Origin of the sequence: Prevotella sp. AM23-5 (genome assembly GCF_003473645.1) — a bacterium.
Taxonomy (GTDB): domain Bacteria; phylum Bacteroidota; class Bacteroidia; order Bacteroidales; family Bacteroidaceae; genus Prevotella; species Prevotella copri_A.
Window position 1 is genome coordinate 1 of record NZ_QUCG01000038.1, and the last position, 20,330, is coordinate 20,330.

Here is a 20,330-nt window from a genome sequence, read left to right on the forward strand (position 1 = left end):
TTTCTCAAGACTGGCGAGATCAGCGAGGCTGCCCAGGCTCCAGGTTTGGCTGATGCCCGCAAATGCCTGGACATAGATAAGTTGACCGTAGCGGAAAAGAACGACTATGTCCGTCACATGGAGAATCTGCGCTATCAGCGCAGCGTTATCAAGACGGGTTATGATGATGGCTGGCAGGAGGGTCATGCCGATGGCCGAGAAGAAGGTCGTGCCGAAGGTCGAGAAGAAGGTCGTGCCGAAGGAGCCAAAGATGAGAAGAAGGCCACTGCCCATCGCCTTCTTGCAATGGGCTTGTCTGCCGAGCAAGTGGCAGCAGCAACCCAGTTGTCACTAGATGAAATCAAGAAATTATAGCTGCTTTTTGAAAAAGATAAAGGGAGATTTCGCCAAGAAATCTCCCTTTGTCAGCTGTTCGTCGTTAATCATTTCATTGAATTTTTCCATCATTATTGATATTTAAAAGTTATTACTTGTTTTTATCGGTGCAAAGATAAGAAGAATCCGGCATTCCACCAAATCACTCAGTCAATGCGGCGATAGATGGAGTCTATTCATTTAAAGGTTACAACCTGATGCCGTATTTCCTGATGCCTTCTCCCATCATCTCCTCCGGAATGAATATCTTGAGGGTATCGACTAGGGTGTTCAGCATCCGCTCACGGATGTAATCCTCCCTGATATAGAGCGATATGCGCCGCTGCGACAGATAATCTCCTTCTATCTTTCTTACATTCCTCTTCTGCTCCTCACTCAGGAAGGGGAGGTGCATCTCTGGAATGATGGTGAAGCCACCATTCTCATCCACTATCCTTATCAGGGTCTCGATGCTGCCTGCCTCATAGATATGATGACCCTTGCTGCGCGCCTTGCAGAACGAAAAGGCACTGTTGCGCAGACACTGTGCCTCCTTCATAATCCACATGTTCTCATACTCCAGATTCTCTGGCTTGAAAACAGGGAGCTTGCGCCAGCAGCTCTCGGCAAGATACACATAGAACTTCTCCGTGTAGAGCGGTATCTCCAGAATGCCTTCACGGATATTGTCGGAGATGGCTATGCCGGCATCCGTCTCACCACGAAGCAGGGAATCGAGCATGAAATCAGCCTTCAGTTCCTGAATGTTGAGATCCACCGATGGATAGTTTTCCTGATAGTGTCTGATGAACTTGGGCAGGATGTAGGGGGCAATGGTTGGACCCACGGCGAGCGACAGTCTTCCGCCTATCTCTCCCTTATCTTCCATCACGATTTCCGAGATGCGTTCTATCTCCTGCAATGCCGTTTCTGCCTGACGGATAATCTTCTTGCCTGATGCAGTGGGAGATACGGTCTTGTTGTTTCTTTCGAAGATACGGGTATCCAGTTCTTCCTCCAGTTTCACAAGCATGGCACTGAGCGTGGGCTGCGAAACCAGGCAAGCCTCTGCTGCTCTCGCAAAATTGCGAAAGCGGTTGAGTGCCACAATATATTTCAGTTGCTGTAAATTCATATCGCTATTCTATTTATATCAGCCAAGTACAGGGCTTATCTTGCCTTGAGTTTGCAGATGAGTTGAGTCATGTTGCCCATCGGACAGAAAACACACCAGGTTCTAGGGCGATAGAAGATGGTGAGTAGCACACCCACTATCAGCGAGGTGAGCATGATGCCATAGAGACCGAAGGCAAATTGAGCCTTCCAGGGTTCTATCTCTACAGGATATGCCCAGTGCCAGGGAACATCAAAGCTCCATAGCAGGTGAATGGTCTGATGGAGATTCTCTGCACCCTTTGCCACCATCACTGTGAGGATGATCATCTGGATGAAGAAGAACATGAAGAATAGCAGGAATCCATGACGGAACCATTTGGATGATAACCATCTTGGTGCTACCTTCCTGCGCGACCATCCCAGGATGTTTCCTATTTGAAGGAAAAGCTGACCACGCCCACAATAGTTGTTGCAATATCCCTTGCCGCCTCCGAAAACAGCCATGAACAGCGGAATCATAAAACAGATGACTCCCAGCCATGCAAACACGATATTGAAGAATCCAAGGGTGAAATAGGTGGCAGATACCAGCCACAGATAATCACTCCACTTCTTGCTTTTTTGTCTTGCCATAAAAATGCTTTTTATCTGTTATCTCAATACCTTGTGCATGACTCCTGCCGGACAATTCCTTTCACAGATGCCGCAACCTATGCACAGATCCTCATTCACTACTGCATAACATCCTCGGTAGATGCTGATGGCATCCTTGGGACACACCTTTACGCAAACACCACATGCCACGCAGCGGTCGTGCTCGCTTTGAGCCTTGTATTTTGCCATCGTTTTCTACTGATCGGTTAGTTTATCCAACTGCTCTTCCAGAAATTCTGCCGCATCGGCTACGCAGAGCTGGCATTCTCTGAGGACCTTTCCCGTACCTACGCCCTTGAGAAGCCTGCACTGGGTAGCTCCGTTGCGCTGCTGGAATTGGGTCATAATCTGTCGCATCGCCTTGATAGCCTTTGCCTTATCCTTGGTGGCAAGACCCAATACCACACCTGCTCCTACGAGGGCACCGCAGGTTCCTTCCATATTTCCCATTCCAGCTGCAAAGGCATTGCCCACATTCTTGAGGGTATCTTCGTCGATACCTGTATAATCATAATAGGTACAAACCACTGCCTGGGTACAGTTATGAGATCCACAACGCTTCTTTTCTGCTGCAATTTCTTTTCTTGTTTCCATTTTTATCTTGTTTATTTGAATTTTGCTGCAAAGATACGGCTTTTATGATAGATAAACGAAAGATGTTGGCTATTATATCATAGATTCTATCTATGCATACGAGTGCATGCCCGTGAGGAAATAGTTCACACCGAAGTAGGTCATGGCGATACTCAGGAAGGCTAGGGTGATGTAGATGTGATACACCAACGGCTTGCGGAAAACAGGCAGGCTCTGCGTATGCACTACTACTGCATAAATCATAAAGGTGATGAGCGCCCACGTCTCCTTGCTATCCCAACTCCAGTAATTACCCCAGCTCACGTTAGCCCAGATGGCTCCGATGAAGATGCCGAACCCCATCGTGGTGAGGGCAGGGTAGAGGAAGAGACGGCTTAAATCCCGCAGTTCGTCGCCATGAGAGCGCATGCAGATGCCCATGATGCCACAGATGAAAGTCAAGGATAGCAGTGCATAGCTCATCATGATGATGCTGACATGGATGCTGAGTAACGGACTGTTCAATACCGGCATCATCTGTCCGATAGCAGGATCCATCTGGTTGATATGGCTTACCAGAAGGAAGAATCCTGAAATCAGGAAGCCGAATACCATCACGATACGGATGCGCAACTGCATCAAAATGCTGATAAGCATCACTAACCAGGCTACAGTCAGCATACTTTCATATCCGTTAGACATAGGTACGTTGCCGCTGATAATCCATCTCAATGCCAATCCGAAGGTTAAGGCAAGGAAGGATACGCCAAGCAGGATAGGCAAAGCGATGTTCAATACCTTGATTTCTTTCTTCTTCGTCATGCGATAGATGGTGTAGAAGAGGGCAATGAAGCCCAATGTGAGGTTTGCCATGAAGAGAATGGTGGCAAAAGGAAAGGCATTATTGATGCGTTCTGCCTTATACTGTGTAGCAGTTGGCAGCGAATTACCGCTACTAACCTCCTGATATTTCTTCATCTTGATGAAGAACTCGTTTACACGGCTGATATTTCCTGCCTTTACATCGCCATTCAGCAGAGAGAATACATTCCTGATATAGAGTGCATGCTGCTGCTCTACGGCTTGCGGCAACTTATCCACCGGTGAAAACCAGGTGGTAGTACCCGCCTTGATGAAAGGATGATTCTTGGTAGCTTTCACATTCTTGGTGAAGGTGTAAGGAAGAACTTTCAATGAGATACCTTCCCGCAACTCCATGATGATTTGTATCTTGCCATCGATATCAGCGGCTTGCTGATGGAACTTGTCCTGCTGACCATTGTAGTATTCCTGAACATACTGTCCGATGGTATAGCCACCCATCTCACGATTGAAGAAAGTATTGAGCGAAGCATAGTCAGGCAGATTCATCGCTGTTTTCATTTCTCCACTCTTGATCTTGATGAAAGGCTCGTTTGCCCAAGTATTTCCATAGAATACCCAACCAGAGAGTACCTGTTCTGCAGTCAATCCCTGATAGCTCCTGGCTCCATATATCTTCTTGCAGAAATCGAGGGCAAAGGTCTGTACCGGACAGATGCGGTCGTTGTAGAGAATATGAAGCTCGCCAAACTTCTCTGCAGTTTCCTTTGGCAATACAGCATTTTGGAGATTGCCTGTTGCAGATTCTGCATGCAGTGTCTGTATATTGCCCATGCTGAGGATGAGTGCTGTTATCAACGCTCCCTTCTTGAGCAAAGGACTCTTCAGTAGTTTGCGATAACCGCCCTTAGGGTCGAAGAGCATCCATACGAGGGAGATGAAGAGCAGTGCATAGCCAGTATAGGTGACTGGTATGCCGTATGGATCGGCATTGATAGCGAGCACGCTTCCCTTGCCGTCTTCATCGTAAGATGACTGATAAAGACGGTAAGACCGGTGGGAATATATGTTGTTCATAGAAACTTCGCCTTCGCTCTTATCATCTCCGTCTATTACGGTGAATTTTGAAGAATAGTCAGCCACGGCGTTGGTTCCATCGTGCATCTTCGCTTCAAACTTCTTCAGGCAGAGCGAGAAAGGGAGTTTCTCTTCCTTCATACCCTGCTCTTCATCCTGAGCCATATAAGTATCCGTAGGCTGACCGATGCGCAGATGAATCATGCCCCGTTTAGCCGATATATGTGTGAGCAATGCCCCGGCAAGGATGATGATGAAGGAGAGATGGAGTGCCAATGTAGAAGCGCACTTCACTTTTCTTTTGATAATGTAGAAAGCACCGAGGGCAGCGAGTACTGCCCAGATTAGAATGAACCACCATGCCCCATAGTAGTGGGCATGGGCATAATCCGTGCCCTGGCTTTTTTCCACGATGGTGGCGGCTGCCATGCATACGAGCACAAGGATGTAAAGAATGAATATAATCTTTTTAACCATACTTAGTTGGAATCTTGATAGAATTTCCGCTGCAAAATTACGATATTATTCGGAGACGAGCAAGAGATAATCCGTATATTTGTAGATTCTGATAAAAAAAGCTGCCAAATGCTTTTGATAGCCTGGCAGCTTTTCTTATTTTTGTTTCTTCTTGTAAAGGCTTAGATAGCATTGATGAATGCCACTACAGCATCACGCTCTTCCTTGGTTGCATTGTAGAAGTTGAGTGCTGATTTGTATGCATCGCTGCGCTTATCATAGCAGTGCCACATGATAGCCTCTACTACGTTGCGGGCACGGCAGTCGTGCAAACGGTCGCTTCGACCAGTCAGCATGCTTGACAAACCACGTCCCCAGAGTGGAGTAGTGCGGCACCATCCTGTGCGGATGTCGTTAGCCATGAACAGACGGTGCTGTACCAAGTCGGTGTATGGATAAATAGTCTGGTTTGGATACTTTGGCAACATGGTGTTAGGATCCTGACCTATGCTCTTGGCGTAAGCCTTGATAGCATTATCTACCCAATAGTTGTCAGAACCAGTCTTCCATGATGGCTTGTGGCAAGTAGCGCAACCCCACTGGGTGAAGAGCTTCTTACCTTCCTGAACCTGTGCGTTGTCGAGGTTACGGGCAGCAGGAACTGCCAGACCACGGTGCCAAACCATGAAGTCATAGTAATCCTTGTCGCTCATCTCTTCCTCACTATTGTAAGGAGCACCCTTGAGGAGGTACTTCTCAAAAGTAGCTGACTTGGCTGCATTGTTACAGCTCAGAATCTCGTTTACTCTCTCCTTGATACCTTCGTCAGTTCCATCTGCATAGTATGGGTGGAGTACAGAAGATTCGTCAGCACCATGCTTCTTGATATAACTGATTACTTCTGGATCTTCGCTCTGATACTTTGCCCAGGCTGGAGTGGTATAGAGGTAATGACGATCGGAACGTGTTACGTTGGTAATGTTCCAGATGGCGTTAGCACCTGGACCATCCTGCAGGGAAGCACGGGTCATGGCATAGGTAAACTTCTTCACCATCTTGGTTCCATCTGCCAACTTGTACCAGGCAGTTGAAGCCCAATCGTTAGCAGTCTTGTTCCACATGGCAGGGTTCAACTCTACGTGTTTCGCCTCATCCTGATAAACCTTCTTCATATCATCCTGGTCGATAGCATCAAGCAAGCCTGTACCATAGATACCGATGGTTGATTCCAAACGTACTTCATAGTTGACTGGCTTAGGATTGGTATTGAATGCAGACTGAGGGATAGTAACCTCTGGATACTGCAAAGCAAAAGTCTCGCCATCCTTAGGGAACTTCATAGCCAAACCGCTAGGCATGGCTGTAACCTCATTCCACTGAATGTTCATTTGCTTCTCGTCGACAGGAGCTGAGAATGGAGTCATTGCCTTGGTCTGTGGCATACCTGTAACCTCAGATATGTAGCTGTTTGCTGCGTAAGGCTTTCCGTCAGCGGTAGTACCTGCTGTAGGGTGATAAATTACGAGCAGATAGCCGTTGCCAAACTGGTCTGCCTGATACTGGTTCTGGAACTTACCATGACCATAGTTAGGATGGCAGTGGATACAGCTGCTGCGAACCCAAGCTGGGCCAAGACCCTTACGTGGAGCCTCTGTGATAGTGTAAAGGTGCTCGAAGAAATCCTCACCTTTGTTGAAACTGTTTGACAATCCCTGGTTGGTGGTAGCTGGTGTTTCTGCCGAATAACTCATACCTTCGTCAGTTCCAAGTTCGCCACCTGGATACCATTCTGATGCCTCAAAAACATCGTTTGCCTTACCAAACTGAGAGTCACCATTTAACTTGTCATTGTTTACAACACTGTTATCGTCAGAGCAGGATGCCAATGGCAATACGAGCAAGCCGAGCAATAACATTTTGCTAATTCTTTGATAAACCATAATGTTATTCTGTTTTATAATGTTTTATATTCTCGTTTTACGCAGAATAGCATCTCACCAAAAAGCGTATGGTGAGATGCTTCCTGTATGTTAGTTTACCACAAGATTACTCTGGGTTTACTTCATCAAATTTCTTACCCCAAACAGTACTTACGTACTTAACGAATGGGTAAGGCATACCGCCGATTTTGCTGATAGCGTTAGCGATGGCAGTCTCAACACGCTGACCTTCTGCAGATGCATTATCCTTGAAGAACTGATGGAAGCTATACTTAGCATTAGAGCTTGTACCATTAGTGCCACCATACCACAAGTTCTCGATAGAACGGATGTTGTTCTGGAAGTCGGTGATAGAGTTGTAGCTATATGGAGACTCTACGTAGCTGATATCACCTGCCTGGAATGGGTTGGCAATCTTGGCTGTACCTACCTCGTTAGAGATACCCCAGGCTGAACCTTCCTCCAAAGAGAGAAGCTGCTGGACGGCTGCCTTCAAAGAAGCGAACTTACTAACAGAAGTGTTGCCTGCATTCTTCATGTTAGCTGCATATGAATAGCCCTTGTCTGTCAAGTACTCAAGATCTGCTGCCTTTACTGCTGCGAGGCGAGATTCGTTTGGATTCTCAGACCATGCAACCTCCAACTCATATACGTGGTTTACCAAGTCCTCAATAACAGCCTCGGCATACTTCAATTCCTCAGAACCCTTTACGTCAGTGAAGCCTTTGTAGGTATCGTTACCCTTGAACTCAGCAACCTTACGTGGCTGTCCATCACGGAAGAGGATGAACTCAAGTGCGTGGAAACCAAGGATAGAAGCATCCTCAAGCGCAGCATCACTAAACTTACCTGTAGCAAAGTAGCTGTGGAGGAGTGTACGGTTCAATGGCCATGAGTCGATGTGTGGGTCAATATCGAAGTCTGATGCTGCACCACCGAGGAAAGCCTCGCTCTTCTCCCACAATGCACGTGCTTCCTTGAAAGCTTCGCAGGCATTGTTGATGTTCTCCTGAGTCAGGTTGTTGGTATCTACACTCTTAGGAAGAGCTGTGTGCAACTTCTCTACAGCGTCAGCCAGTGACTTGTATGTTGGCTGGATGGTATTGTCTACAGCGTTAGCACATACATTCTTCAGGTATGTTTCCTGATCTGCACTCAAATTTGCGTTGTTTACTTTGCTGTAAGCTGCACGGAGCGCATTGCAAAGTTCATCGCAGGCATCCATAGCATCCTGGCCATATGCCTTGTTTGTAAAGTCGCTGTTCTCTACTGGATCATCATCACTGCTGCATGAAGTGAAACCTAATGGCAACATGAAAGCTGCCATGAGCATTACTGCACTTTTAAAAACCTTTTTCATTTTTTTATATAAATATTTTGTTATTGATATGTTTGTTTCAATCACTTTATATTAAGTTCTTCTGTGAGAATCTTTAGAGAAACCATCCTTCATAAGCCACACCGATGTTGATGGCTGGCTCATTGTTGTACTGGCTCTTCAGGAAGCGATGTGAATATTCTGCCTTTACTACAATCTGTTTTACAGGATAGTAATTGATACCAACTGCCATGCGCTGTACGTTGGTGTAATCGTATGAAGTATTCTTGGTCTTGGAAGCGTATGGATTATAGTGCTCATAACGGCCAAATAGATACAGTTTCTGGTTGTCCTGACGGAGTTTCTCAATTTGTGAGAAGATATTATATCCTGCCTCGATACCATAGGCAAAAGCATTCTTGCTGACAAATGCAGAGTGATGGAATGGAGAGAGACCATTTAAACGATTAGTAAAGTACTTCAACTGTTTTGCATCACTCAGGTAACCATAGTCTGCCTGACCGCGTACAATCCAGTTATAATTATTGTATGTGAAGTCGATGGCTCCGATAGCTACCACACCTTTGTACTTAGATTCTGCTCCATCCTTGTTGTTTGGATAAGAGTTGCCGATGGCATGACCATAGTATCCGCTCAGACCGATGCGTAAGCCCTTGATGCAGTAGTTGTCGATACGGAGGGCTGTACCATATTTTGTTGCAATCTCTCCCTCTGTAGGAGTACCAGGACCCTTGTTGATCCAACCTGTATTAGTAAAGTTATCTGAGTTCAAGCCTGCCAGGAATTGCAATTCATATCTCCAGCCCTTTGTCTTACCCCAGAAACTGATACCTGTCTGATGCCAAGTGCTTGGGAGGATTGTATTCTCGCCTTCTGGACGATAAACAGTGAAGAAATTCAATGGCTCGTGGTAAGCGTTGTTCAAACCAACGGGAACAACGATGTGACCAGCCTTGATGTTTGCCCAACGACCGAATGACTTCTGGATCCAGAACTGTTCGAGTTCAACTTCACCGCCTTTCTCTACTTCCTGTTCCCATTCGCCACCTTCTTCGTCTTCTTTCTCATAGGCCATTCCTACGCCACCATGCTCAAACTCAATCTCGGTACCCATAGTCCAACCCTTTCCGAAGTCGTAACCCAGGTAAATTACTGCATGAGGAATATCGAAACGACCATGGCTAGGGTCATTCTTGTGCTCGTCTGCCAAACTGTAACGGCTTACGTGGTCGCTATAGAAGTTGCGACTCATGGCAACCTCGCCATAACCACCCACGCTGAGGCGCTTGCCGTTTACATGCTGCATCACACTATCGGCAGCCACAGTTTGTGCACTTGCCGTTGCCAAGCCGACAACGAGGGCAGCGGACATCAATCCAATTCTTAAACTGTTCATCTTTAATATTTTGAAATTATTGTTATCGTATAATTTTATATAAGGAAAAGAGTGCGGATATCTGCTTGCTTTCTCGACACTTTAGAGACCTAGTATCTCCTTAAAGCCCTGTAGCTTGATAAGGAATTACGCAGCTCTGCCGCTCGGGAGTGGCAATCATCACCGCGCTCTTTCTCGATTTCGGGTGCAAAGGTACGGAGTTTTAAAAAATCTTGCAATACCTAAATTTCGGTAAATATTGGCATCCCCATTTCTAGGTATTGCGGGTTTCGAAACTTTTTTGTATATTTGCAACCGAAATAAAAACATGATGAATGTTCTTGATACAAGGATGTTTGCATTTAAGGATAGAACAAGATGAAAAATCAGAAGATGTATGAGGCTGAAGACAAGATGATCAGCATCATTAGAGACAATTACAATATCTTGCAGAGCCTGGGTAGCTTCGGCATCAACCTGGGATTCGGCGACAAGACGGTAAGGGAAGTCTGCGATGAACAGAACGTGGATACCTACACCTTCCTTGCCGTGGTAAACTTTACGATAAATGGTTACAAGGAGTACGACAATGCCGACCGATTGTCGTTGCCGACCCTATTGCATTATCTCAAGGCATCGCATGCCTACTACATAGATTTCCAGTTACCTTTTATCCGTAAGGAGCTGGTGGATGCCCTTGATGAAACGGATAATCTGGCGCGACTGATTCTGAAACTCTATGATGATTATGCCCACAGCATCACCAACCATATGAAGTATGAAGAGAAGATGGTTTTTCCTTATGTTCAGGCACTTATAGATGGTAATGCCAATACCAACTTTGATATCGAAACCTTCTCGAAGCATCATATGCAGGTGGATATGAAACTGAAAGAGCTGAAGAGCATCATCATCAAGTATCTGCCTTCGGATGGACTGCACAACAACCAGCTCAGTGCCACTCTCTATGATATCTACAACAACGAGGAGTGGCTTATGCATCACTCTGAGGTGGAGGAAGAAATCTTTATTCCTGCCGTGAGAAATGCCGAGCGGAAACTGAAGCAGAATGATGTGAGTGCCAAGATTTCGAGCATGATCAATCAGACTCCGAACAGCGATGAGCAGTTGAGCGATCGAGAGAAGGATGTAATCATTGCGCTGGTTCAGGGTATGTCGAACAAGGAGATAGCTGACCATCTCTTTATCTCCGTGAACACGGTGATTACCCATCGCCGAAACATCGCCCGAAAGCTTCAGATTCATTCTCCTGCGGGCCTGACGATTTATGCCATCGTAAACGATCTGGTTGATATTTCTACGGTGAAACTCTAGTTTTGCTTAGAAAAAATGACCTTTGAAATGTTATTTTTTATAAAATGATAGTGCCTTCCCTGCTGCTTGTGGGGAAGGCACTATCATTATATGTAGGTATGTGAAAGGGTGGCATCATCATTTTGGGGGATGCCCCTAAGCGTTAAATCTTGTTTATATCCACATAACCGTGCATCACGGCATAGATGGTAAGCGAAGAAACGCTCTTGATACCCAGTTTTTCCTGGATATTCTTGCGGTGGGTAATCACGGTGGTGGTACTGATGAAGAGCTTTTCAGCTATCTCCTTGTTGATTTTGCCTTGTGCCACCAGCGAGAGTACCTCGATTTCCCTGTCTGAAAGGGCTTTCTCCCTGGACTCTGAGGAATCCATCGGCGGGATATATTCGCCGTGGGGATGTCCCGAACGCTGCAGACGGATCAACTGTCGGATGAGCTTTGATTCCGGTACGTTGACGCAGATGCAGTGGAATCCCTGCAGCTGCGAGTTGAGGTCGTTGCAGGGGGTAAGCACGATGGTATGGGGGCGATGCGCCTCTTCGATGAAGAAGTTGCGGTGAGCCAGAAGAATCTGCATCGACACGAAATAGTGCATGAAGCGTTCGGGCGCATTCGACTCAAATTCACCGAATGTACCGAAGATGCTGATCTTTACCATCGGAACGGCACTCTCCAGCAGTCCCTTGAGACCCAAGGCTGCCAGCGTATTGTTATCTACAATGGCGAGTTCGGGCATCGCCTTGCCTGCCATTGCTTTCTTCATTTCTTCGTTCATCATATTGCTGATATATCTGTTATCTGTTTACAGGAATGGGGTGAGGAACTTTGCCGCAAACCATCCCTTGAATCTTTGCCATCCGGTGCGCCACTCTCGCCAGTTCTGCTCGTTGAGCAGGAAACTGTCTTTCTTCTCCCTGTCGAAGAGACGGTCGAGCTGGTGAGTAGTGCATGAATCCACAATCACGGCATTCTCTTCGTAATCCCATCGCAGGCTTCGGGCATTGAGGTTGGCGCTGCCTACGGTACAGAACTTGCCATCTACCATGATAATCTTGGTATGATGGAAGCCCGGCGTGTACATCCATACATGGCAGCCAGCCTTCATCAGCTTGTGGGCATTATAGAATCCGCAATCGGGGGTGAGCGGGATATCGCTCCTGGTGGAGAGCATGATCTCTACCTTGACGCCTCTTTTCACCGCCCGCTTCAATGCCTTCTTGAGCTTGGGACTCAGAGTGAAGTAGGGACTGATGAGCTTGATGCTGTCCTGGGCATCGTTGATGGCATTCTCATAGAAGTAGCGGATGATATCCTTTGTGATATGCGGCTCACGGTTGATGATGCCCACCGTCTTGTGATAAGCCGTGGCGGTGGTATCGGGCTTGAGATTCTCTACCAGGTAGTCTTGCTTCTCCTTGCGGTAATACTCCTCGCCGTCGATATGCTGTCCGCTTACCTTGTTCCACATCTTGAGGAAGATCTTCTGCAGGGTATTCACCTCGCTGCCGTCGATGCGACAGTGCATATCGTGCCATTCTCCTACCACCTTTGTACCTTTTATATAATAGTCGGCAACGTTCATGCCGCCGGTATAGGCTATCTGTCCGTCGATGACTACGATTTTGCGGTGGTCGCGGTTGAAAACGGCATGCACCCATGGGAACTTCAGGGGCTTGTATTCGAAGATTTCGATGCCGTTGGCACGGATTTTCTTGAGATGCCGTTTTCGCAGCGGCTTGTTGTTGGATGAGTTTCCGAAGCCATCGTAGAGGGCTCTTACCTTGACTCCCTGCTTCACCTTCTCGGCAAGGAGGTCGAAGAGGAGTGAGGCAATGCTGTCGTTGCGGAAGTTGAAGTATTCCAGATGCACGCTGTGCTTAGCCTGACGGATTGCCTGAAACATATCATCGAATTTCTCCTGTCCGCTCATCAGGAGCGTGACGGAGTTGTCGTGGGAAAAGCTGACACCCTTCCCGCGAAGCTGGTTGACTATCAATGAATCGCTGGTCTGTGCGCTGCACAGCGAACTAGCCAGCCATAGCGTGAATGTTAATAATATCTCTCTGATTTTCATCTTTATTATACCATGCATGCATAGTGATCTACGATGCCTTTCAAATGATTATCCTTATCTACTACGAGTACCGTATGTACCTTGTATTTGTGCATGATGCGCTGAATCTCCGAAATCTTGGTCTTCGGAGTCACCATCTTCGGAGTGGTGGTCATGATGTCGCTCACGGTCTTGTTGAAGAATTCAGCCTGCCACTTCTCCATGGCACGGCGGATATCTCCATCTGTAATCAGACCGATGACACGCTGGTCTTCATCGAGCGAGATTCCCAGTCCGAGCTTACCCTTGCTCACATGGATGATGGCCTCGCCCAGATGCATCTCCTTAGGGATGATAGGCATGTCTTCGCTGCGCATCACGTCTTCGGCGGTGGTGAGGAGACGCTTGCCCAATTCGCCGCCCGGATGGAACTGGGCAAAGTCGCGTGGCTTGAAGTGGCGCACCTGCATCAGGGCTATTGCCAGAGCATCGCCCATGGCGAGGGCTGCAGTGGTACTGCTGGTAGGAGCAAGGTTGAGCGGACAAGCCTCCTTCTTCACCTTGACGGTGATGTGATGGTTGGAGTATTTTGCCAGCAGTGAATTCGGATTGCCCGTTATGGAGATGATAGGCACGTTCATGTGGAGCACCATCGGGATGAAGCGGAGCAGCTCGTCGGTCTGACCACTGTTGCTCAGTGCCAGCACCACGTCCTTGTCGGTCATCACACCGAGGTCGCCGTGATATACGTCCAGCGGGTTAATATAGAAAGCCGGTGTACCTGTAGAGGCGAGGGTAGCGGCAATCTTGGCACCCACGTGTCCGCTCTTGCCCACACCCGTAACGATGATCTTGCCCTGGCAATGATACATCATATCTACGGCTTTCTCAAAATTATCGTCCAATAAGGCGATCTGGTCGAGGATGGCCTGTGCCTCGTCTCTCAGAGCCTGTTCACCATAACTTCTTATTGTCTTATCGTCCATGATTTACTTTGAACTTTGAATTTTTAACATTGAACTTTATGATTAGATTCTCTTACAGAAGTTCCTGGATGAGAGATTCTAACTTGGCTAATTCCAGCATGTTGGCTGCATCGCTCTTGCCCTGGTCTGGGTCGGGATGCACCTCGAAGAAGTAGCCTGTGGCACCGAATGCCTTGGCAGCCTTTGCCATAGCTGGCACAAACTTGCGGTCGCCCACGGTCTTGCCATCGCCTGCGCTTGGGCGCTGTACGCTGTGGGTGCAGTCCATAATGACATTAGGTACAATCTCCTTCATATCCGGAATGTTGCGGAAATCTACCACGAGATTGTTGTAGCCGAAGCTGTTGCCACGCTCGGTGAGCCATACTTCGCTGGCTCCGCTATCCAAAGCTTTCTCAACCGGATACTTCATATCTCTTCCGCTGAGGAACTGAGCCTTCTTGATGTTGACAATCTTGCCGGTCTTGGCTGCCGATACGAGCAGGTCGGTCTGGCGGCAGAGGAAGGCTGGTATCTGGAGGATGTCACATACCTCGCCCGCAGCTTCAGCCTGATAGCTCTCGTGGATATCGGTGGTGATGCGAAGTCCGTATTTCGACTTGATGTCGCTGAGCATCTGCAGACCTTTCTCCAGACCAGGACCACGGAAAGAGTGGATGCTGGTTCGGTTGGCCTTATCGAAGGATGCCTTGAATATGATGTTGGTTCCTAAGTCCTGGTTGATGCGAACGAGTTCCTGAGCTACTGTATCCAGTAGTTCCATCGACTCGATGACGCATGGTCCTGCAATGAATGTTGCCATAATTATAGTATTTATTGTTATTTCTTCCTTAATTATATCTCTATTTGCGTGCAAAGTTATTAATAAATCGTGAAAAACCCAAGAATAATGTGCGTTTTTTAAGATTATCAGCTTGATGAAGTATCTTTTTTTTCTTTTCTTTGCGATATTTCACCGAAAATCATTACATTTGCAGTGCATTTAAAAAATACGACAATGAACATACTCATAGCAGACAGTGGCAGTACTAAGACCGACTGGTCGTTGATAGACGGACAAGGTCAAGTAGTGATGACTTGCAAGACGCAGGGCATCAATCCTATTCATATGCAGGATGCCGAAGTGCTTCAGATACTGAAGTCGGAACTCATCTTGCCGGAATCACCACAGGAAGTATATTTCTATGGCAGCGGTGTGACCGAGGCGATGAAGCCCCGGATGAACTCTCTCTTGCAGCAGGCTTTTCCTGGAGCCCAGGTAGAGGCTGAGGGGGATATGATAGGAGCGGCAAGGGCGCTTTTCGGACATCAGCCGGGAATGGCATGCATTCTGGGCACTGGTGCCAACAGTTGTCTTTATGATGGTGAGAAGATTGTGATGAATACGCCGCCTCTTGGGTATATTCTGGGTGACGAAGGTAGCGGTGCCGTCTTGGGCAAGCTTTTCCTGAATGGTATCTTCAAGGGCAGTCTGCCTTCGGCTATCAAGAAGAGGTTTCTGGAGTGGTCGGGACTGGATTATCCCGGTATCATCAACAAGGTGTATCGTGAACCGTTGGCAAACCGTTTTCTGGCTTCCATCTGTCCTTTTATTTCTGAGCAGATAGCAAAGGGAGAGAAATATGAGAACGGCAGTGATGAGCTGAATGAGGCAATGGCACTGTATCGGGTGGTATTGAGCAACTTCCATGCTTTTTACGAGAACAATCTCATACCTTATATCCAGTATGTAAAAGCCAGCCAGGAGGATATCTCGCAGTTGGAACCTGGCGTGAAAGCCTGGGATTCTTCTTTGGGAGAGGGGATTCCGATGATAGGGTTCGTGGGAAGCATCGCTCATTATTTTGAAGCTCCCCTGAGAAATGTGATGGAGGATGAGCATCATCTTCATATTGTCAAGATCATGCGTGCTCCGATGGAAGGTCTGATAGCCTTTCATGCGAAATAAATGATGAAGTGAGGGTGTGTCATAAGTCTAGATAATGGCAGCCGAGGACGGGCTGAAAGCCCAAAAGCTCCTAGCCCAGGGCATCGCCCTGGGTAATGTTTGCAAAAAGCAAAGTCGCCCTGAAAGGGCAAAAGCTTTGAAATTGAAAGCTTTTGCCCTTTCAGGGCGACAAGTTTACATCCACAAATACCCAGGGCGATGCCCTGGGCTAGGAGTTTCTGCCCTTTCAGGGCGTGTGGATGCAAAACACACTCTTCTTTCAGGGCGTATTGGATGTGACTTATACCCCCCCCCATTTGTTTTACTTGTTGTTGAATTCGCGATGTCATATACTTATTGCCTTATATTAAATATTGATTTTTTTTCGTTTTGCCGTGATAGTACGTTTATTAAGCAAAAAAGTACAAGGGTTATTCAGAAAATAGTGCTAACTTTGCAACCGTAAAACTTAATAATCCTATTGAGAGGATTTTGGGTGAACGATAACAGTTACGAATAAGCAATAACTAACATTTATAAACGATAAAAACAATTAAAACGAAATGCAGAAGGTTTATAGGTTAATAATTATAGGTGTTCTGATGAGTGCGCTCGGCTCTCTCGGGCTGAGCGCGCAAATCAAAGGCTACAATATCGTAGTGAGTGTGACTCCTGATCATCAGGACTGGAACTACAAGGTAGGCGAGAAAGCCAACTTTACGGTAAATGTCAGGAAGAGTGGTACTCTCTTGAACAATGTGAAGGTAAATTATGAGGCTGGTCCTGCTATGTTTCCGGATGTGAAGAAAAGTACCACCCTCAAGAATGGTGTGATGAAATGGAGCGGAAGCTTGAATAAGCCGGGCTTCTACCGATTTAAGGTTGTCGCTCATGTGGATGGAAAGGATTACGAAGGACTCTGCACCGCAGGCTTCTCTCCCGAAAAGATTCAGCCTTATGCCCAGGAACCGAAAGATTTTGATGCTTTTTGGAAAAAAGCGTTGGATGAGGCTCGCAAGACCGACCTGAATATTACCAAGGTGTTGCTTCCAGAGCGCTGTACTCAAGATAAGAATGTATATGAGATCAGTTACAATAACAACCGGTGGGGCTCTAAGATGTATGGCATCCTGAGTGTTCCGGTAAAGGAAGGCAAATATCCAGCCTTGCTCCGAGTGCCGGGTGCGGGTGTACGTCCTTATGCAGGTGATACCTATACCGCGCCATCCAAGTGTATCGTTTTGGAAATCGGTATTCATGGCATTCCTGTTACGATGGAACAGAAGGTGTATGATGATCTCCTGAATGGTGAACTGAACGGCTATTGGGATACTAATCTCGAAAATCCAGACCGTAACTCATATAAGAGAGTCATCACCGGAGCTGTGCGTGGAGTGGATTTCATCGCAGCGCTTCCAGAATGGGATGGCAAGACCATCGGCGTAACGGGTTCTTCGCAGGGAGGATTCCTCTCTATTGCTGTGGCTGCACTCGATAAGCGTATCACATTCCTGGCTCCTGTGCATGATGCCATGTGTGATTATGAGGCTGAAATTCATGGAGTTGCAGGCGGTTGGCCTCATTACTTCTATAAGGAGAACAAAGCTCAGGGCGCTGCCTGGAAGGAGACTAAGCTCACCGAACTAGAAAAGGCTAGATTGGAAGGTGCCCGCTATTACGATGGTGTCAACTTTGCCCGTCGCATCACCGTTCCTGGATGGTATAGCTTCGGATATAACGATGAGGTGGTTCCACCAACTTCTTCTTATGGATTATATAATAGTGTGAAAGCGCCAAAGACTCTGAGCCTCTATCAGATGACCGGTCATTACTGGTATCAGGAGCAGTGGGATGAATGGCAGGCTTGGATTATTCAACAATTAACTAAATAAATTTATGTTAGGAAAAAGAATATTGATCAGTGCTGTTTGTCTGCTGGCTATGCAGGGAGCTATGGCACAGGTAGATGGTGTCACTGGTGCTTCTGTTCAGACTGCAGGTACATCTTGCAGCAAAGACAAAAAGGTTTGCAGCAAAACACCAGCTGAACAACTGAAAATTCGTCTGCAGAAAATATTAAACAAGGGTATTATGTTGGGTCATCAGGATGACCCTGTGTATGGTACCACCTGGAAATGGGATGAAGGAAAGAGCGATGTGCTTCTTACTACTGGGGATTATCCCGCAGTAATGGGATTCGATCTGGGTAAGATAGAACTCGACAGCAAGGAGAACCTGGATGGTGTTCCGTTCGACAGAATGCGCCAGGAAATCATCGCTCAGTATAAAAGAGGTGGAATCGTTACCTTGAGCTGGCATCCTTGGAATCCGGCAACAGGCGAGAATGCCTGGGATCCAAAGGGAGATGCTGTGGTTGCCGTCCTGGATGGAGGTGCACAGCAGCAGAAATTTGACAGCTGGCTCAAAAAAGTATCAGACTTCATCCTTTCTCTCAAGACTAATGACGGCAAACTCATTCCTGTAATCTTCCGACCATGGCATGAAATGAATGGCGGATGGTTCTGGTGGGGCGCCAACAGTTGCACACCTGCACAATACAACCAACTTTATGCAAATACCTATCACAGACTTACTAAAGCAGGGTGCAGCAACATCGTTTGGGCATGGTCGCCAAATCTCGGAAGCGAGAAGACCGTCGAAGCTTTCTTGGAGCGCTTCCCAGGAGAACAGTATGTGGATATGGTGGGCATCGATATCTATGAGTTTGATAACGATGATGCTGCCTATCAGCAGAATCTCTCTGCCAGCCTGGATGTCATGATGGCAGCGGCAAAGAAGGTGGGTAAGATTCCTGCCCTCACCGAAACCGGTTGCCGGGGAATCTCTCAGAAGAAAGACTGGTTTACGAAGACCCTTTGGCCTGTTCTCCAGAAGTATCAGGTAAGCTATGTGCTCTTCTGGCGCAATGCCTGGGACAAACCTCAGGAGGAGGCTTATCTCCCTGGAGTAGGTGATGGAGCCATCGTCAATGACTTCAAGGCATTCAAGAACGAAAAGAAAGTCCTTTTTGTCAAAGACATCAAGAAAGTTAAGTGAAGAACGAAGAGTGAAGAATTCAATAGTCTTTACTAATCATAAAGTTCAAAGTTCAAAGTTTAAAGTTCAAAGTAAAAAATATTATGACTACATTTCAAGAAAAAGTGAAGGCTCTCCGTGCTCATCACGAGGAATTGTTGAGCCGCAAGAATGAACCGGTAGAGTGGGGCAACGGTATCTACGAGAAATATAAGAACCCAATCCTCACCGCAGAACATACTCCACTGGAGTGGCGTTACGACTTCGATGAGAAGAGCAATCCATATCTGATGCAGCGCATCATGATGAATGCTACGCTGAACTCTGGTGCTATCAAGTGGAACGGCAAGTATCTCCTCGTTGTACGTGTGGAGGGTGCCGACCGCAAGAGCTTCTTCGCTGTAGCCGAGAGCCCTAATGGTATCGATAACTTCCGTTTCTGGGATGAACCTATCACCATGCCTGAGGATGTGATTCCTGCTACCAATATCTATGATATGCGACTCACCGCCCATGAGGATGGCTATATCTATGGTGTGTTCTGTGCAGAGCGCCACGATGATGACCAGCCAGGCGACCTGAGTGCTGCTACTGCTACTGCAGCTATTGCACGTACCAAGGACTTGGTAAACTGGGAGCGTCTTCCAGACCTGAAGACCAAGAGTCAGCAGCGCAATGTGGTTCTTCATCCAGAGTTTGTAGATGGCAAATATGCTTTCTATACCCGTCCACAGGATGGTTTCATCGATACAGGTTCAGGCGGTGGTATCGGTTGGGCATTGGTAGATGACATCACCCATGCGGAGATCAAGGAAGAGAAAATCATCAATGCCCGTCACTACCACACTATCCAGGAGGTGAAGAACGGTGAGGGACCTCATCCTATCAAGACCGAAAAGGGCTGGTTGCATCTCGCTCACGGTGTTCGTGGCTGTGCCAGTGGTCTCCGTTATGTGCTCTATATGTATATGACCTCTCTCGAGGATCCTACAGAGGTCATCGCAGAACCAGGTGGATACCTCCTCGTACCAGAAGGTCCTGAGTATATTGGTGATGTGATGAACGTAGTGTTCACCAATGGTTGGATTGCTGATGAGGATGGCAAGGTATTTATCTACTATGCTTCTTCTGATACGCGTATGCATGTAGCTACCTCTACCATCGACCGTTTGGTAGATTACTGCATGAATACTCCAAAGGATGACTATCGCACTCAGTTCTCTGTAGAGAAGATCAAGGACTTGGTGGCTAAAAATAAAAAGACTTTAGGTAAATAGGTGTCAAGGT

The 20,330-nt window shown here is 47.0% G+C and carries 18 protein-coding genes and 1 pseudogene; 7 read left to right on the plus strand and 12 right to left on the minus strand.

Annotation, left to right across the window (positions count from 1 at the left end; all coding sequences use genetic code 11):
• A pseudogene (locus DW657_RS17795) lies at positions 1–354 on the plus strand (hypothetical protein); the annotation flags it as partial.
• 208 nt (positions 355–562) lie between these two features.
• Here DW657_RS17795 and DW657_RS10250 read toward each other — a convergent pair.
• The 8 genes from DW657_RS10250 to DW657_RS10285 all read right to left on the minus strand — a co-directional run bounded on the left by DW657_RS10250 (position 563) and on the right by DW657_RS10285 (position 9,727).
• Positions 563–1,489: a LysR substrate-binding domain-containing protein gene (locus DW657_RS10250; protein WP_118312429.1), complete on the minus strand. Its 927-nt coding sequence runs from the start codon at positions 1,487–1,489 to the stop codon at positions 563–565.
• A gap of 35 nt (positions 1,490–1,524) precedes the next feature.
• Positions 1,525–2,103 (minus strand): 4Fe-4S binding protein, encoded by a 579-nt coding sequence (locus DW657_RS10255; protein ID WP_118312430.1) that lies wholly within the window; start codon positions 2,101–2,103, stop codon positions 1,525–1,527.
• Positions 2,104–2,121: 18 nt separating this feature from the next.
• Positions 2,122–2,313: a 4Fe-4S binding protein gene (locus tag DW657_RS10260; protein ID WP_089542963.1), complete on the minus strand. Its 192-nt coding sequence runs from the start codon at positions 2,311–2,313 to the stop codon at positions 2,122–2,124.
• Between the two features lie 6 nt (positions 2,314–2,319).
• Entirely contained in the window at positions 2,320–2,718 is a 399-nt protein-coding gene (locus tag DW657_RS10265; RefSeq protein ID WP_118312431.1) for a C-GCAxxG-C-C family protein, read from the minus strand.
• Between the two features lie 90 nt (positions 2,719–2,808).
• Positions 2,809–5,073, minus strand: a complete 2,265-nt coding sequence (gene ccsA / locus DW657_RS10270; RefSeq protein WP_118312432.1) for a cytochrome c biogenesis protein CcsA — start codon at positions 5,071–5,073, stop codon at positions 2,809–2,811.
• A gap of 161 nt (positions 5,074–5,234) precedes the next feature.
• Positions 5,235–6,992, minus strand: a complete 1,758-nt coding sequence (locus tag DW657_RS10275) for a di-heme oxidoredictase family protein (RefSeq protein WP_118312433.1) — start codon at positions 6,990–6,992, stop codon at positions 5,235–5,237.
• A 106-nt stretch (positions 6,993–7,098) separates the two neighbouring features.
• The gene (locus DW657_RS10280; RefSeq protein WP_118312434.1) at positions 7,099–8,352 is read right to left on the minus strand and encodes an imelysin family protein; all 1,254 of its coding nucleotides are present in this window, start codon (positions 8,350–8,352) and stop codon (positions 7,099–7,101) included.
• 73 nt (positions 8,353–8,425) lie between these two features.
• Positions 8,426–9,727, minus strand: a complete 1,302-nt coding sequence (locus DW657_RS10285) for a hypothetical protein (protein WP_118312435.1) — start codon at positions 9,725–9,727, stop codon at positions 8,426–8,428.
• A gap of 357 nt (positions 9,728–10,084) precedes the next feature.
• Here DW657_RS10285 and DW657_RS10290 point away from each other — a divergent pair, with 357 nt between their 5' ends.
• Positions 10,085–11,041 (plus strand): LuxR C-terminal-related transcriptional regulator, encoded by a 957-nt coding sequence (locus DW657_RS10290; RefSeq protein ID WP_118312436.1) that lies wholly within the window; start codon positions 10,085–10,087, stop codon positions 11,039–11,041.
• A 142-nt stretch (positions 11,042–11,183) separates the two neighbouring features.
• Here DW657_RS10290 and DW657_RS10295 read toward each other — a convergent pair whose 3' ends face one another.
• The 4 genes from DW657_RS10295 to kdsA are packed head-to-tail and all read right to left on the minus strand — an operon-like array spanning position 11,184 to position 14,897.
• Positions 11,184–11,819, minus strand: a complete 636-nt coding sequence (locus tag DW657_RS10295) for a response regulator transcription factor (protein WP_118312437.1) — start codon at positions 11,817–11,819, stop codon at positions 11,184–11,186.
• Between the two features lie 24 nt (positions 11,820–11,843).
• Positions 11,844–13,115 carry a phosphatidylserine/phosphatidylglycerophosphate/cardiolipin synthase family protein gene (locus DW657_RS10300; protein WP_199658344.1) on the minus strand — a complete coding sequence of 424 codons (1,272 nt, stop codon included), beginning with the start codon at positions 13,113–13,115 and terminating at the stop codon, positions 11,844–11,846.
• Positions 13,116–13,120: 5 nt separating this feature from the next.
• Complete coding sequence (locus DW657_RS10305) at positions 13,121–14,080, minus strand: SIS domain-containing protein (RefSeq protein ID WP_118312439.1); 960 nt, start codon at positions 14,078–14,080, stop codon at positions 13,121–13,123.
• Positions 14,081–14,132: 52 nt separating this feature from the next.
• A complete protein-coding gene (kdsA, locus tag DW657_RS10310) occupies positions 14,133–14,897 on the minus strand; it encodes a 3-deoxy-8-phosphooctulonate synthase (protein WP_255415911.1) in 765 nt (254 codons plus the stop codon).
• Positions 14,898–15,077: 180 nt separating this feature from the next.
• On the opposite strand from kdsA, the gene DW657_RS10315 reads away from it, so the two are divergent.
• The 5 genes from DW657_RS10315 to DW657_RS10335 all read left to right on the plus strand — a co-directional run bounded on the left by DW657_RS10315 (position 15,078) and on the right by DW657_RS10335 (position 20,320).
• A complete protein-coding gene (locus DW657_RS10315; RefSeq protein WP_118312440.1) occupies positions 15,078–16,028 on the plus strand; it encodes an ATPase in 951 nt (316 codons plus the stop codon).
• Between the two features lie 34 nt (positions 16,029–16,062).
• Positions 16,063–16,473, plus strand: a complete 411-nt coding sequence (locus DW657_RS17800) for a hypothetical protein (RefSeq protein ID WP_158577352.1) — start codon at positions 16,063–16,065, stop codon at positions 16,471–16,473.
• Positions 16,474–16,570: 97 nt separating this feature from the next.
• Positions 16,571–17,899 (plus strand): acetylxylan esterase, encoded by a 1,329-nt coding sequence (locus DW657_RS10325; RefSeq protein WP_118312442.1) that lies wholly within the window; start codon positions 16,571–16,573, stop codon positions 17,897–17,899.
• A 4-nt stretch (positions 17,900–17,903) separates the two neighbouring features.
• Entirely contained in the window at positions 17,904–19,064 is a 1,161-nt protein-coding gene (locus DW657_RS10330) for a glycoside hydrolase family 26 protein (RefSeq protein WP_233546818.1), read from the plus strand.
• An 83-nt stretch (positions 19,065–19,147) separates the two neighbouring features.
• Positions 19,148–20,320 carry a glycosidase gene (locus DW657_RS10335; protein WP_118312443.1) on the plus strand — a complete coding sequence of 391 codons (1,173 nt, stop codon included), beginning with the start codon at positions 19,148–19,150 and terminating at the stop codon, positions 20,318–20,320.
• Positions 20,321–20,330: the final 10 nt, after the last annotated feature.